Annotated in this window: 14 protein-coding genes; 8 read left to right on the top strand and 6 right to left on the bottom strand. The window is 65.7% G+C overall.

Features of this window, described 5'->3' with window-relative positions; translation table 11 throughout:
- Position 1: 1 nt before the first annotated feature.
- The gene (gene ubiB / locus GYH34_RS15685) at positions 2-1,570 is read right to left on the bottom strand and encodes a 2-polyprenylphenol 6-hydroxylase (RefSeq protein WP_161914398.1); all 1,569 of its coding nucleotides are present in this window, start codon (positions 1,568-1,570) and stop codon (positions 2-4) included.
- Positions 1,571-1,607: 37 nt separating this feature from the next.
- A complete protein-coding gene (gene ubiE / locus GYH34_RS15680) occupies positions 1,608-2,369 on the bottom strand; it encodes a bifunctional demethylmenaquinone methyltransferase/2-methoxy-6-polyprenyl-1,4-benzoquinol methylase UbiE (protein WP_161914397.1) in 762 nt (253 codons plus the stop codon).
- Positions 2,370-2,743: 374 nt separating this feature from the next.
- On the opposite strand from ubiE, the gene thyX reads away from it, so the two are divergent.
- The 4 genes from thyX to GYH34_RS15660 all read left to right on the top strand — a co-directional run bounded on the left by thyX (position 2,744) and on the right by GYH34_RS15660 (position 5,743).
- Positions 2,744-3,424, top strand: a complete 681-nt coding sequence (thyX, locus tag GYH34_RS15675) for an FAD-dependent thymidylate synthase (protein ID WP_024879321.1) — start codon at positions 2,744-2,746, stop codon at positions 3,422-3,424.
- Between the two features lie 4 nt (positions 3,425-3,428).
- Positions 3,429-4,301: a bifunctional DNA-formamidopyrimidine glycosylase/DNA-(apurinic or apyrimidinic site) lyase gene (gene mutM / locus GYH34_RS15670; RefSeq protein WP_161914396.1), complete on the top strand. Its 873-nt coding sequence runs from the start codon at positions 3,429-3,431 to the stop codon at positions 4,299-4,301.
- Positions 4,302-4,412: 111 nt separating this feature from the next.
- Entirely contained in the window at positions 4,413-5,288 is an 876-nt protein-coding gene (locus GYH34_RS15665) for an FkbM family methyltransferase (RefSeq protein WP_161914395.1), read from the top strand.
- Positions 5,289-5,338: 50 nt separating this feature from the next.
- Positions 5,339-5,743: a hypothetical protein gene (locus GYH34_RS15660; RefSeq protein ID WP_161914394.1), complete on the top strand. Its 405-nt coding sequence runs from the start codon at positions 5,339-5,341 to the stop codon at positions 5,741-5,743.
- A gap of 273 nt (positions 5,744-6,016) precedes the next feature.
- Here GYH34_RS15660 and GYH34_RS15655 read toward each other — a convergent pair whose 3' ends face one another.
- Positions 6,017-6,265, bottom strand: coding sequence for a hypothetical protein (locus tag GYH34_RS15655; protein ID WP_161914393.1), 249 nt, complete (start codon positions 6,263-6,265; stop codon positions 6,017-6,019).
- A 182-nt stretch (positions 6,266-6,447) separates the two neighbouring features.
- On the opposite strand from GYH34_RS15655, the gene GYH34_RS15650 reads away from it, so the two are divergent.
- From GYH34_RS15650 to GYH34_RS15635, 4 genes are all read left to right on the top strand, one after another.
- Positions 6,448-7,203: an ABC transporter ATP-binding protein gene (locus GYH34_RS15650; protein WP_161914392.1), complete on the top strand. Its 756-nt coding sequence runs from the start codon at positions 6,448-6,450 to the stop codon at positions 7,201-7,203.
- Positions 7,200-8,027, top strand: a complete 828-nt coding sequence (locus tag GYH34_RS15645; protein WP_161914391.1) for an ABC transporter permease — start codon at positions 7,200-7,202, stop codon at positions 8,025-8,027. The genes GYH34_RS15650 and GYH34_RS15645 overlap by 4 nt, the downstream gene beginning before the upstream one ends.
- Before the next feature lie 162 nt (positions 8,028-8,189).
- Positions 8,190-8,870, top strand: coding sequence for a response regulator transcription factor (locus tag GYH34_RS15640; RefSeq protein ID WP_161914390.1), 681 nt, complete (start codon positions 8,190-8,192; stop codon positions 8,868-8,870).
- Between the two features lie 20 nt (positions 8,871-8,890).
- The gene (locus GYH34_RS15635; protein ID WP_161914389.1) at positions 8,891-10,345 is read left to right on the top strand and encodes a HAMP domain-containing sensor histidine kinase; all 1,455 of its coding nucleotides are present in this window, start codon (positions 8,891-8,893) and stop codon (positions 10,343-10,345) included.
- On the opposite strand, the gene GYH34_RS15630 is transcribed toward GYH34_RS15635, so the two are convergent.
- The 3 genes from GYH34_RS15630 to GYH34_RS15620 form a co-directional block, all read right to left on the bottom strand.
- Positions 10,306-11,148 carry a tRNA nucleotidyltransferase gene (locus tag GYH34_RS15630; RefSeq protein WP_348983898.1) on the bottom strand — a complete coding sequence of 281 codons (843 nt, stop codon included), beginning with the start codon at positions 11,146-11,148 and terminating at the stop codon, positions 10,306-10,308. The two genes, GYH34_RS15635 and GYH34_RS15630, sit on opposite strands and share 40 nt — an antisense overlap.
- Before the next feature lie 56 nt (positions 11,149-11,204).
- Complete coding sequence (locus tag GYH34_RS15625) at positions 11,205-12,953, bottom strand: SulP family inorganic anion transporter (protein ID WP_161914388.1); 1,749 nt, start codon at positions 12,951-12,953, stop codon at positions 11,205-11,207.
- Positions 12,954-13,026: 73 nt separating this feature from the next.
- Positions 13,027-13,296: a helix-turn-helix transcriptional regulator gene (locus GYH34_RS15620; protein ID WP_161914387.1), complete on the bottom strand. Its 270-nt coding sequence runs from the start codon at positions 13,294-13,296 to the stop codon at positions 13,027-13,029.
- Positions 13,297-13,352: the final 56 nt, after the last annotated feature.

Raw genomic sequence — 13,352 nt, 5'->3', positions numbered from 1 at the left:
CTCACCTCATCCAGTGAATGGCCAGCAGCGCAACCAGCACGACGGCCAGCATGAACCAGCGATCCGACCGCCGCCGCGCCCGCGCCAGACCTTCGAGCGAATCTTCCGAGAGTCGCACGCCTTTCGTGCCCGCAAAGGCCAGCATTTCGACGGCCGCTTCGGCGTCATTGAGAATTTTGGGCAGGCGCGTCGTGAATTTGGCGACCTCGATCGCGGCGCGGCCGGCGTCCTCGAGCTTGGCCTTGGGGCCGAGATTATCCTCGATCCAGCTGCGCACGACCGGATCGGACGTCCGCCAAATATTCAGCGTCGGATCGAGCGAGCGGGCGACGCCCTCGGCCACCACCATGGTCTTTTGCAGCAGCACCAGCTCGGTGCGGGTGCGCATGTCGAACAGCGCCGTCACCTCGAAGAGCAGAGTGAGCAGCCGCGCCATGGAAATGTCCTGCGCATTCACCGTATGCAGCGGCTCGCCAATGGCGCGCAGCGCTTGCGAGAACTCCTCGACCGAGTGAATCGGCGGCACATAGCCCGCCTCGAAATGCACCTCGGCGACGCGCTTGTAATCGCGGGTGATGAAGCCGAATAGAATCTCGGCCAGAAAGCGCCGCTCCTTGAAGCCGAGCCGGCCCATGATGCCGAAATCGATGGCGACGAGCCGTCCCTTGCGATCGACGAAGAGATTGCCCTGATGCATGTCCGCGTGGAAGAAGCCGTCCCGCATCGCCGTGCGCAGGAAGGACTGCAGCACCTTGCGGCCCAGATCCTTCAGATCATGGCCCATCGCGGCGACGCGGGAAATGTCCGACAGCGGCGCGCCGTCGATCCATTCCAGCGTCAGCACCTCGCGTGTGGTGCGGTCCCAATCGACGCCGGGGGCGCGAATATCGGGATCGTCCGCCACATTGTCGCGAAACTCCGAGGCCGCCGCCGCCTCGAGGCGGAAATCCGTCTCGAGCTTCACCGAGCGGGCCAGCGTGTCGACGACCTGGATCATCCGCAGCCGCCGCGCCTCCGCCGAGAAACGCTCGGCGGCGCGGGCGAGAATATACATATCGGCGAGATCGCGGCGGAACTGGCGTTCCACATCCGGCCGCAGCACCTTCACCGCCACCTTGCGCTCGCCCTCCGCATAGGCGACGCGGGCCGGATGCACCTGGGCGATGGAGGCCGCCGCCACCGGCTCGCCGAAGGACAGGAAAATCTCGTCGATCGGCTTGCCGAAGGCTCTTTCGATGATCTCGACCGCGGCCTTGCGGCCGAAGGGCTCCATTCGATCTTGCAGCGCGGTCAGCGCGTCGGCGATCTCGCCGCCGACCACATCCGGGCGCGTCGCCAGAAACTGGCCGAGCTTCACATAGGAGGGGCCGATCTGCGCGAAGGCGCGCACCAGCGCCTGCGGCGCGCCGCCGGCGCTGCTGCCGGGCTTGGCGAGGAGATTGCCGATCCGCAGAGCAAATTGCAGCGGCACAGGCAGTATGGCCGGATCGACGCTCTTGAACACGCCTTCGCGCGCCAGAATGAAGCCGGCGCGCGCCAGTCGGAAGAAATGCCCGAAGCCGATGAGCACGAAGAGCCGCCGTTCGTCTTTTGGTTTTCGGGAAAGATCAGAGCTTCCAGCCGGAGTGGATCGCCACCACGCCGCCCGTCAGCCGCTCGAAGCCCGTGCGGCGGAAGCCGGCGCGCCGGATCATCCGCTCGAACTCGTCCGCGCGGGGGAAGCGCTGAATGGATTCGACGAGATAGCGATAGGGCTCGCCGTCGCCGGCGACGAGCTTGCCGATCGCCGGGATCACATTGAAGGAATAGGCCTCGTAGATCTTGTCGAGGCCCGGAATCGCGACCTGCGAGAATTCCAGGCACAGGAAGCGCCCGCCCGGCTTCAGCACGCGATGCGCCTCGGCCAGCGCGACCTCGATCCGCGGCACGTTGCGAATGCCGAAGGCGATCGTATAGGCGTCGAAATGCGCGTCCGGGAAGGGCAGGGACTCGGCGTTGGCCTGCACGAATTCCAGTCTGTCGGAGAGGCCGCGCTCCTGGGCGCGGTCGCGGCCGACGTCCAGCATGTCGCCGTTGATGTCGAGAACGACGATCTCCGCCTCCGGCCCGGCTCCTCGAGCGATGCGGAAAGCGATGTCGCCGGTGCCGCCGGCGACGTCCAGATGGCGGAATGGGCCGCGGCGGGCGGGCCGCACCTTGGCGGCGAAGACATCCTTCCACAGCCTGTGCATTCCGCCGGACATCAGATCGTTCATAATGTCGTAGCGGCGCGCCACCTTGTGGAAAACATCGTCCACGAGGCCCTGTTTTTCATCCAATCCGACTTCGGAGAAACCGAAATGGGTCGAGGTCTCGCGCTCAGAGGTCATAATCTCTCGGGTCCGGTGGCGTTCCGGGCGATATAACGCGCCTTTGCGCCTATGGCTATGGCTGGGGGCGAAAACCGCTGCGCTTCGAGAAGAGTCGGGATCGAAGAGCGGCCAGGCGGCGTTTCCACCTCCCCCTCGAGGGGGGAGGTCGAGCGCCGAAGGCGATCGGGAGGGGGTGAAACCCCGAGTCTATGCCGTTGGACCCCACCCCGTCCGGCTGTCGCCGGCCGACCCTCCCCCTATAGGGGAGGGTGAACGCGCCCCATTGCGGCTCGCGCTGCCCAAAACGCTCAAACGTGCTATCGATGGGCGAGGCTCGGCTCCATCCGCCACGGAACGCGGGGGCGAGCCGGGGAGGGGCGGAACGGCGTCGTATGTCAAATCAGATCAAAGTCCTGGACCATGGTTTCGTCCGCCTCGTCGATCATATGGGCTCGGACCTCTCCATCGTGCGCGCGGCACGCGTCTCCTATGACGCCGCCTGGCGCGCCGGCGAGAATGAGGGCTCGGACAAGAAGCTCATCGATTACCTCTGGAAGAACCGCCATACGACGCCCTTCGAGGCGGTGGAGTTCCAATTCGAGGTGATGGCGCCGATCTTCGTGCTGCGCCAATGGCACCGGCACCGAACTTGGACGTACAATGAACTTTCCGGCCGCTACCGCGAATTGCCGGAGACCTATTACCTCCCCGATCCGGAAAACATCGGCGAGCAGGCGGTCGCCAATAAGCAGGGGCGCCAGCCCGGCGGCGATCTCGAGGCGCGCCGCGCCGAGGTGGAGAAGCTGCGCGCCGGCTTCGAGGCCGCCTTCGCCACATATCGCGAGCTGCTGGCCGCGGGCTGGCCGCGTGAGCTCGCCCGCACGGTTCTGCCAGTGTCCACCTACAGCCATATGTTCGCAAAGGTCAATTTGCTGAATTTATTCAAGTTTCTGTCGCTCCGGGCCGATCCGCACGCGCAATATGAGATTCGCGTCTACGCCGAGGCGATGGAAAAGCTCATCGAGCCCATTGTCCCGGTCGCCGTCGCGGCCTGGAAGGCGGGGCGGTTCTGAGCCCATGCCCGAGCTGCCAGAGGTCGAGACGGTCCGCCGCGGGCTCGAGCCCGTCTTCACCGGCTCGGGCCTCGCGCAGGTGGAGCTGCGCCGCGCCGATCTGCGCTTTCCCTTTCCGCCGGGCTTTGCCGCGCGGCTCGCGGGACGGCGCGTCGAGGCGCTGAAGCGGCGAGCGAAATATCTCCTCGGCGAGCTGGACAGCGGCGAGACGCTCATCATGCATCTCGGCATGAGCGGCTCCTTCCGCATCGACGCCGACGACCCCGAGGGCGCCTATCACCGCGCCGTGACTACCAAGCCGGCGCATGACCATGTCGTGTTCCATTTCACGAGCGGCGCCAGCGTCACCTATAACGACCCGCGGCGTTTCGGCTTCATGCTGCTGGTCCCGCGCGGCGAGATGGGGACGCATCCGCTGTTCGATGGTCTCGGCGTCGAGCCGCTGGGGCCGGAACTGACGCCGCAGCGTCTCGCTTTAGGATTGCGCGGCCGCAAGGCGCCGCTGAAAGCCGCGCTGCTCGATCAGAGGATCATCGCCGGCCTCGGCAATATTTATGTCTGCGAGGCGATGCATCGCTCGCATCTTTCGCCCCTGCGCGCCGCCGGAACGCTGGTCGACGCCAAGGGCAAGCCGAAACGCGGTCTCGTCGATCTCGTCGAGGCGATCAAGCGGGTTCTGGGCGAGGCGATAGAGGCGGGCGGCTCCAGCCTGCGCGACCATCGCCAGACCGACGGCTCGCTCGGCTATTTCCAGCACTCCTTCCGCGTCTATGACCGCGAGGACGCGCCCTGTCCGACGCCGGGCTGCCGCGGCCATGTCTCGCGCGTGATCCAGAGCGGGCGCTCGACCTTCTTCTGCCGCGACTGCCAGAAATGAGCGCGCCAGTCCCGCGCAAGCGGCGGCGCTCAAAGCTCGCTCCATACTAGCGGATGATTCCAGCGCACCGTCCTCGCCCGATCGACGCGCCGGCTATCGGGCGAGGCTTTCATGGAACCTGCGGACCGTCTCCCTCCTTTCATCGAGCTCGCCGGGGCGAGCGTCCCGCACAAGATCATCGACATAGGCGCGCGCCATATCAGCGGTGAGCCGGTCTATGCGCCTCTGCTGCGCGGCGGCGAGGCGACCATCGTCGGCTTCGAGCCCGACGAGGCCGCCGTCGAAGAGCTGAACGCGCGCAAAAATCCGGGCGATGTCTATCTGCCGCACGCGGTCGGCGATGGCGGACGCCATACGCTGCACATATGCGCCGCGCGCGACATGACCTCGCTGCTGAAGCCCAATCCAGCGGCGATGGAGTTGTTCCACGGCTTTCCCGTCTGGTCGGAAGTCGTCGCGACGCAAGAGATCGACACTGTGCGGCTCGACGATGTGGCCGAGACCGAAGGCGCGACATTTCTGGAATTGGACGTGCAGGGCGCGGAGCTGATGATCCTGCAAAACGCCGTCGAAAGATTGCGGCGCGCCTCTGTTCTCCATATCGAGGTCGAGTTTCTGCCGCTCTATGAAGGCCAGCCGCTATTCTCGGAAATCGAGCTGTTTCTGCGTTCGCAGGGCTATGTGCTGCATCGCTTCACGCCGCTGATGAGCCGCGTGCTCAAGCCTTTGATGCTCGGCAATAATGTCTTCGCCGGCATGAGCCAGATCGTCTGGAGCGACGCGATTTTCGTGCGCGACTTCATGCGTCTCGATCTGCTCGCCGACGACGAATTGATCGGCGTCGCGCAGATCGCGCATGATTGCTATCGCTCTGCCGATCTCGCTCTGCGCCTGCTCACCGAGCATGATCGCAGAAGCGGCCGCAATCTGGCGCGCGCTTATATGTTCGGCCTGCGTCATCGTGCGCCGCGCGAGGCTGCGGAGTAGGCGATAGCGCGAGAGGCATTTTTCCAAACACCCACGTCGAGGCGCCGCGGATGGAGATGGCTTTGGCTTTCGTCGCCGTTTACTCGGCGCTGTGCCTCCCCGCATTCCTCGCGGTCTATGCTGCCCCTAGCCGAAAGTGGTTGATCGTCGCATTGGCGATCCTGTTGCCGCTCGTCCTATATGGAGGTCTATGCGAGACGACGACCACCTGCGGACCGAGCCTCATGGTTATAGCTATGCCCGAGCCTTCGGACGATTGGTTTGTCAACGCTCTCATTCTCCTGGTCGGCGCGGCTCTTCGAACGATCCAGCTCATCGTCGGCGGTCGGCTGGCCGCCGGGTGGGGGCGACTCGTCGTCGGAGTGATCGCGCTCCCATTGGCCGTATTCTTTTCGTTCCGAATCGTGCATTTGATCGAAGCTCTTCTCGGCGTAGCGCAATGTAGCGGTCGTTGAACCGCGTCATCGATATGCAGAACACCTGCTCCGAGTTTGCATTTCAACGCATTTTGCCGATAAGTCTCACATTCCCGAAAATCACGTCCGCCAATCGTGTCCGACAACTCCCTCACTTTCAGCGTCGCCGACGTCTCCAAAACCTACGCAGAAGCGGCCGCAATTTGGCGCGCGCTTATATGTTCGGCCTGCGCATCGGGTTCCACGTGATGCGCGGAGTAGGCGCGATGGGCGTCGAGGAGGGGCGGGCGGCCCCTCCGCGTGCTTTTAGCGTCAGAAGCCGAAGAATTTCTCGCGCAGCGCGTCCTCGTAATCTTCTTTCGCGGCCAAGGCTATGTTGCGCGCCTCGTCCTCGTCGAAATGCGCTTGCTCCCATTTGTCGACCTCGGCCACGGAATGCGGCGCGACCACGACGAGCGCCTCTTCCTTCCGTATCGCCGCGATCCATTTCTCCATCGCGGCTTTATACGCGGTCTGCAACTCGTCGAGCTCGGCGAATTCTTCGGCGGCCTGTTCATTCATGTCCGTCGTCCCTTTCCCGCGTTTGGGGAGTTTCAGGATAGGCGGTCCAAATGAAGGGACTGCGACGAGCGACGCTCGCAGCGTTTCCCGCTCGCGCGACGGAATTTGCTTTCCCGCCGCATTTTGCCGATAAGAACCCGTCCTCCGCAAACTCCGCATATCGCCAAACCCCGCACATCGCCATGTCGCTCGAAACCGTTCCCGTCCTTCGCGTGGACGGCGTCTCCAAAACCTACGCCGAGACCGTGGCCGTGAAGCCGTTGAGCTTCGCGCTTCCCGCCGGCTCGGTGACGGGTCTGCTCGGCGGCAATGGCGCCGGCAAGACCACGACCATCGGCATGGTCATGGGCCTCATCGAGCCGACGACGGGAACAATCGAAATCTTCGGCCGTGATTTTTTGAAAGACCGCTATCACGCGCTCGGCCGCATGAATTTCGAGAGCCCTTATGTGGATATGCCGCATCGTCTCACCGTGCGGCAGAATCTCACCGTCTTCGGCCGGCTCTATGGCGTTCGCGGCGTCGCCGACAAGATCGAGGAGCTGGCCGCCGATCTCGCCTTGAAAGAATTTCTCGATCGTCCGAGCGGGCGCCTCTCCGCTGGGCAGAAGACGCGCGTCGCGCTCGCCAAGGCGCTCATCAACGAGCCGGAGCTGCTGCTGCTCGACGAGCCCACCGCCTCGCTCGATCCCGACACCGCCGATTGGGTGCGCGGGCATCTCGAGGATTATCGCCGCCGTCGCAATTGCGCGATCCTGCTCGCCTCGCACAATATGGCGGAGGTAGAGCGCCTCTGCGATCGTGTGATGATGCTGAAAGAGGGAAGCCTCGTCGACGACGGCTCGCCCGCCGAGCTGCTCGCGCGCTATGGCCGCGCCAATCTCGAGGAAGTGTTTCTCGACGTCGCGCGCGGCCGTGGCAATGGAGGCGCCGCATGAGCGCGTCTTTGGAATTCTCGATCGCGCGCGTCGGCGCGATGACTTTGCGCTATTCCTATCTGCTGCGCTCCTCCATGCCGCGCATGCTGGAGATGATGTATTGGCCCACGGTGCAAATGCTCACCTGGGGCTTTCTGCAGACCTATCTGCTGCGCGCGCCCGGCGGTCTCGGGGGCGCGGACAAGACGACGATCGCCGCCGGCTCGCTGATCGGCGCGGTGCTGCTGTGGGACATTTTGCTTCGCGGCCAGCAGGGATTTTCTTTCTCTTTTCTCGAGGAGATGTGGTCCCGCAATATCGCCAATCTCTTCATGAGCCCGCTGCGGCCGGCGGAATTCGTCGTCTCCATGATGGCGATGAGCCTCATTCGCCTCCTGGTCGGCATGGTTCCGGTGACGATCCTGGCCATTTGGTTCTTCGGCTTCAATCTCTGGGCGCTCGGCTTTGCTTTCGCCGCCTTTTTCGCCATTCTGATCTTCTTCGCCTGGAGCGTCGGCCTGTTCGTGTCGGGGCTGCTGCTGCGCTATGGATTGGGCGCGGAAAGTCTCGTCTGGTCGCTGATGTTCGTCATTCAGCCGCTCGGCTGCGTCTATTACCCGGTCTCGGTTCTTCCCGGCTGGCTGCAGCCGATCTGCTGGGCCTTGCCGCCGACCTATGTGTTCGAGGGGCTGCGCGCCGTGCTCGTCGATCACGCGCTGCGGCTCGATCTCATGTTTTACGGCTTGGCGCTGGATGCGGCGCTGTTCTGCGCTGCGGCTGTCGCTTTCGTGCGGCTGCTCGCCGCCGCGCGGCGCGCCGGGACCTTGCTGCAGACGGGCGAATGACGCGCCTTTCCGCGGTCTGTCTCGCCGGGCGCCAAAGGCGGATTTCCTGTTGCGGCGTGGCGGCCGCCGCTCGATAATGGATCGACAGCCGCTCGTTCGGCGCGCCGACGCCGCGCGCGCCTTCGCTCATCGCCTGTCGATGCTCGATGGAACAGCAGCTCGATGCGCATTCTGATCGTCGAAGATCAACCCGATATCTCCATGCTCATCGCCGATCGCGTTCGGCGCGCCGGCTTTGCTCCCCATTGCGTTCAGGCTCTGGCCGATATTCCCGAGGCGCTCGGCGCCTGCGATTATTCGGTGATGCTGCTCGACCGGCGCTTGCCCGACGGCGATGGCCTGTCGATCGTCCCCACGGCCAAGCGCCTTCGCCCCGGCATACGCATTCTGGTGGTGACGGCGGCCCGCTCGATCGAGGATCGCGTGGACGGTCTCGACGCCGGCGTCGATGATTATCTGACCAAGCCTTTCTCGACCGAAGAGCTGCTGGCGCGCATTCGCGCCAGCCTTCGGCGTCCCGGCGGCGAGCCGGCGCCGCCGGTCGTCGTCGGCAGGCTCTCCTTCGATCTCAATTCGGAGAGCGCCTCCGTCGGCGGGTTTCCGCTCATCGTGCCGCGGCGGGAGCTGGTGCTGCTCGGCGCGTTGATGCGCCGCGCCGGACGCGCGGTCACTTTCTCGGCGCTGCTGCAAGAGATCTACGGCTCGGACGAGCATAAGCACATTGGCGCGCTGAAGATGGTGGCGATGCGATTGCGTCATCGCTTGGACGAGCAGGACGCCGGCGTCGAGATTCACGCGCCGCGCGGCATCGGCTATCTCATCCGCGAAGCGCGCGGGCCGTGAGACCAGGCGCGATGAGGCCGATGTCTTCGACGCCGCCGTCATCGAGGCTGGAGTCGCTGTCGTCGCGATTGATCGCCTATGCGATCGTCGGCTCCATGCTCGGCTACATCATTCTGCCGCCTGTGATCGTCGTCGCCGTCCTGGTCCTGGTCCGGCCGGGAGGCGTCGCGGCGCTCGACGAGCTGCTGCGCCCGCGCGTGCAGGAGATGATGCTGGCGGCGTTGCGCAAGGACGCTGGCGGGGAAGGATCGATCGCTATGACCGACGCCTTGCTGGATTTTATTTCCGAGCACCCGGATTTTCGTTTCGGCGCTTTCGATCCGCGCACGGGCAAAGCGCTGTCGGGATCGTCGCCGGAAATAGCGGAGGCGTTCGAAGGCGTCGGCCGCCTCAAGCTCTCGAGATCGCCCATTCAGGTCGTTGTGGACGGAGCGCCGCGCAGGGGCGAGTCCTTCGTCCTCGACTCGCAGGTCGGCGAGGTCGTCGTCGCAACTGGCGGAGCGCAGTATCGATGGCGAGATTTCATGCGCCTGCCCTTTTACACGATCACACTGCCCGGCGCGATGTTCTTCCTTCCGAATTGGGTGGCCATGTGCCTCATCGCGCTCTTCGTCGTCCATCGCGGTCTCGCGCCCATGCGCGCGGCGGCGAAGAAGATCGCGACGATCGACGTGAACTCGCTGAAGGAGCGCATCGCTCACGACGAGGCGCCGTCGGAGATGCGGCCTTTCGTCGAAGCGGTGAACAAGGCTTTCGAGCGCGTGCGGGAAGGAGTCGAGCGCCAGAGGCGCTTCTCCGCCAATTCCGCGCATGAGCTGCGTACGCCCATCACCATTTTGCGCGCGCGCCTCGGCAAGATGGAGGAGGGGCCGCTCAAAGCCGAGATCGAGCGCGACGTCCTGCGCGTGCAGACGATCGTCGAGCAGATGCTGCTGCTCGCGCAGATCCGGGAGCGCGGGCCGATCGCGCCGCAGAGGATCGATCTGCACGATATCGTGCTCGGCGTCGCGGCCGATTATGTGCCGATCGCGATCGGCGACGATCGCGACATTCGGCTCGAGGCGCCGTCGCGCCATGTGATCGCGCTCGGATTGCGCTGGAGCGTCGAGAGCATCGTCGCCAATCTCATCGCCAATGCGGTGCGCGCCGAGCCCAGAGGCGGCGTCGTCGTCGTTCGCGTATTGCCCGATTGCGTGATCGAGGTCGTCGATCACGGGAGCGGCGTCGCCGAGGCCGATCGCGGCCGCATTTTCGAGCCCTTCTGGCGCAAGGACGAGACGACGCCCGGCACGGGCCTCGGCCTGTCGATCGTTCGCGAGCTGGTCGAGCTGCAGGGCGGCGCGCTGAGCGTCGCGGAGACGCCGGGCGGCGGCGCGACCTTCCATGTGCGTCTGCCTGCGGCCAGCGCCGAGCCGGAGCCGGCGGAGCGCGCCGTTCAGCCCTCGCTCGACCAGCGCTGCGAGCGCAGCGCCTGAGCGATCGCCTCGGCGCGCGCCTCGGGCGTCGCGGGCTCGATCGGCAGACAGGCGTCGCGCGCCGTCTCCAGCAGCACGGCCTTGGGATAGGCTTCGCCTGGGCGCCCGGAATGGGCGGTGAAATCGCAGCTGCACACTTCCATCAGCAGGGCGAAGCTCTCCGGCGCGTCGAAGGCGCCGAGCCGCTCCAGCATTTGCGCCACCGGGCCGGCGCGCACTTCCGAGGCGCGATGCACGCGCTCGCATTCGCTGAGCGCGGTCAGCGCCAGCGGGACGCAATCGGCGGGAACGCCGAAACGCTCGGCGATCCCGTTTATGCGCGGGCCGCCGCGGTCTATGTGCTTGTAATGATGCGGCAGATGCTCGCGCGGGGAATCCCCCTTGCCGACATTCATGACGAGCAGGGCGAAGCGCACGGGGAGCGGCGCGTCTCTGCGTCCGGCCTCGTCCAGCGAGCGCAGCAAATGGGCGCCGAGATCGACCTCGCTCTGGCCGTCCGACAATTGCGGCACGCCGAATAGCGCGTCGACCTCGGGCAGCACGGCCCGCAGCGCGCCGCAGATGCGCAGCACGCGGAACGCCTTGCCGGGCGCCGGTCCGCCGAGCGAGAGCAGCAGCTCCGGCCAGATATCGGCCGGGTCGAGGCCGGCGAGGCAGCCGCTCTCGACCTGCTCGGCCATGAGATCGAGCGTCTCCTCACCGGGATCGTCATCGGTCTCGGCGAGTAGAGCCGCCATTCGGAGAAGGCCGAGGCCGGGGTCTGTCTGCCCGAATTCGGGCAGGAAAAAAGGTTCTGAGGGCATGAGGCTTCGCAGGTGAGTGGTCGGCTGACGGCCAAGCAAACCTCTTGCCGCGCGCCTCACGCTCGGCCGGGGAGGGCGGCGCGGCTCAGCCTCGGGGCTTGATTTTCGGGGGGCTGCGGCGCCGTGGCGCGGCGGCGCGCATCGGCGACCGTGCCGGCGTAGAGCGTCTCCGGCTCATGCAGCCCGGCTGAGAGCAGCGCCCGTCGAACGGCTGGCCGCGCCCCGGCGACGCAAACCACGGTTCCTGCCTTTCGCAATCGCGCGACAAAGCTCTCCAGCGCCCGCGCCGCCGTGCTGTCCACCAGCGGCGCCTCGCTGAAATCGAAGATGAAGACGCGCGGGTAGCGGCCGATCTCGTCCAGCGCCGCGCTCACCGTCGCCGAAGCGCCGAAGAAGATCGCGCCGCTGATCTTATAGACCATCACCTCGGCGTCGGAGGCGGCGGCGGAATCATAGGCGGGGCGATGGCCGCCGTAATCATCCGCCTGATCCTCGTCGAGAAAGGCCTCGCCGGTCTGCACCTCGACGCTCTCGGCGAGGCGATGCAGGAAGAGGAAGGCGCCGAGCGTCACGCCGACGCCTATGCCGACGGTCAGATCCTCGAAAATGGTGAGCAGAAAGGTCGAGACCAGCACCAGAGCGTCGCCGCGCGAGGCGCGGAACAGAGCGACGAATTCCTTCTTCTCGGCCATGTTCCAGGAGACGACGGCGAGCACGGCGCCGAGCGAGGCGAGCGGAATATACGCCGCCAGCGGCGCGGCGATCAGCATGAAGCCGAGCAGGAACAGCGCATGAAGCATTCCCGAGACCGGACCCTTGGCGCCCGAGCGCACATTGGTCGCCGTGCGGGCGATGGTTCCCGTCACCGGAATGCCGCCGAAGAGCGGCGCGACGACATTGGCGACGCCCTGAGCGGCGAGCTCGCAATTGGAGCGATGGCGCCGCCCGCTCATGCCGTCGGCGACGACGGCGGAGAGCAGCGACTCCATCGCGCCGAGCACGGCGATGGTCAGCGCGTCCGGCAGCAGCGCGCGCAGCCGCGCGAGATCGAAATGCGGGACCGCCGGCGCCGGCAGCGTGCTCGGCACGCCGCCGAAGCGCGAGCCGATCGTCTCTATGTCGAGATGCAGCGCCGCCGTCGCCGCCGCGCAGACTGTCACGGCGATCAGCATTCCCGGCCAGCTCGGCCGCCAGCGCCGCAGGCCGAGGATGATCGCCAGCGCCAGCGCCGAGACGCCGATCGTCGCCGGCTTCAGCGTGGCGCGCGCCTCCCATAAGGCCGCGAGCTTGGGGCCGAGCGCGGCCGGCTCCTGCGCCAGGGAGAGGCCGAAAATCTCCTTGAGCTGGCTCGCGAAGATGATGACCGCTATGCCGGCGGTAAAGCCGACCGTCACCGGAAAGGGGATGTATTTTATGTAGGTGCCCCAGCGCAGCAGGCCGATGGCGAAGAGAATGACGCCCGCCATCATGGTGGCGAGCGCGAGCCCGTCATAGCCCTCGCGCTGCACGATGGCGAACACGAGAACGATGAAGGCGCCCGCCGGCCCGCCGATCTGGAAGCGGCTGCCGCCGAGCATGGAGACGAGAAAGCCGCCGATGATCGCCGTATAGAGCCCGCGGTCCGGGCTGAGCCCGGAGGCGATCGCGAAAGCCATGGAGAGCGGCAGCGCGACGATCGCCACCGTGAGGCCGGCGATAGCGTCGGCGCGCAGATCGGCGAGGCCATAGCCTTCGCGCAAAATGGTGACGAGCTTGGGCGTGAACAGCTCGATGAAGCTCGGCTGGCGAAAACGTCGATCTCTCAACACTGGCTCCTTTGATCGAGGAGCGGCGGGATCGTCGGCGCGAAGTCGGCGGTCGTCGTCGCAGATCTATCCTTTATGTCGTCGGTTTGGGCGGACCAGGGCGACGCAGCCTCACGCCGCGCCCTCCGCCCTCGCTGCGGGCGTTCTCGCTGAGCAACTCGACGCCGGCCTCGTTCAGCGCCTCGACGACCTTGGTGAGCGTCTCGATCACGCCGCGGACATTGCCCTCGCTCGCCTCCATGCGCTGTATGGTCGGCAGGGAGACGCCGGAAAGCTCGGCCAGCTTCTTCTGATCTATGCCGAGCAGCGCCCGTGCGGCGCGCAATTGAGCGGCGGTGATCATCTCATATGCTCACGCTTTATATATTAGCAGGCATGTTTTATCTCGCCAAGATGATG

This window comes from Methylosinus sp. C49 (assembly GCF_009936375.1).
In the GTDB taxonomy this organism is placed as follows: domain Bacteria; phylum Pseudomonadota; class Alphaproteobacteria; order Rhizobiales; family Beijerinckiaceae; genus Methylosinus.
This window is presented reverse-complemented; position numbering and strand designations above follow the sequence as displayed.

Bases quoted from the DNA above. Each gene is read 5' to 3' on its own strand.
- GYH34_RS15635 (WP_161914389.1), top strand. From the start codon at position 8,891: ATGTCTTCGACGCCGCCGTCATCGAGGCTGGAGTCGCTGTCGTCGCGA.
- GYH34_RS15650 (WP_161914392.1), top strand. From the start codon at position 6,448: ATGTCGCTCGAAACCGTTCCCGTCCTTCGCGTGGACGGCGTCTCCAAA.
- GYH34_RS15630 (WP_348983898.1), bottom strand. From the start codon at position 11,148: ATGCCCTCAGAACCTTTTTTCCTGCCCGAATTCGGGCAGACAGACCCC.
- GYH34_RS15645 (WP_161914391.1), top strand. From the start codon at position 7,200: ATGAGCGCGTCTTTGGAATTCTCGATCGCGCGCGTCGGCGCGATGACT.
- ubiE (WP_161914397.1), bottom strand. From the start codon at position 2,369: ATGACCTCTGAGCGCGAGACCTCGACCCATTTCGGTTTCTCCGAAGTC.
- GYH34_RS15665 (WP_161914395.1), top strand. From the start codon at position 4,413: ATGGAACCTGCGGACCGTCTCCCTCCTTTCATCGAGCTCGCCGGGGCG.
- thyX (WP_024879321.1), top strand. From the start codon at position 2,744: ATGTCAAATCAGATCAAAGTCCTGGACCATGGTTTCGTCCGCCTCGTC.
- GYH34_RS15655 (WP_161914393.1), bottom strand. From the start codon at position 6,265: ATGAATGAACAGGCCGCCGAAGAATTCGCCGAGCTCGACGAGTTGCAG.
- GYH34_RS15640 (WP_161914390.1), top strand. From the start codon at position 8,190: ATGCGCATTCTGATCGTCGAAGATCAACCCGATATCTCCATGCTCATC.
- mutM (WP_161914396.1), top strand. From the start codon at position 3,429: ATGCCCGAGCTGCCAGAGGTCGAGACGGTCCGCCGCGGGCTCGAGCCC.
- GYH34_RS15620 (WP_161914387.1), bottom strand. From the start codon at position 13,296: ATGATCACCGCCGCTCAATTGCGCGCCGCACGGGCGCTGCTCGGCATA.
- GYH34_RS15660 (WP_161914394.1), top strand. From the start codon at position 5,339: ATGGAGATGGCTTTGGCTTTCGTCGCCGTTTACTCGGCGCTGTGCCTC.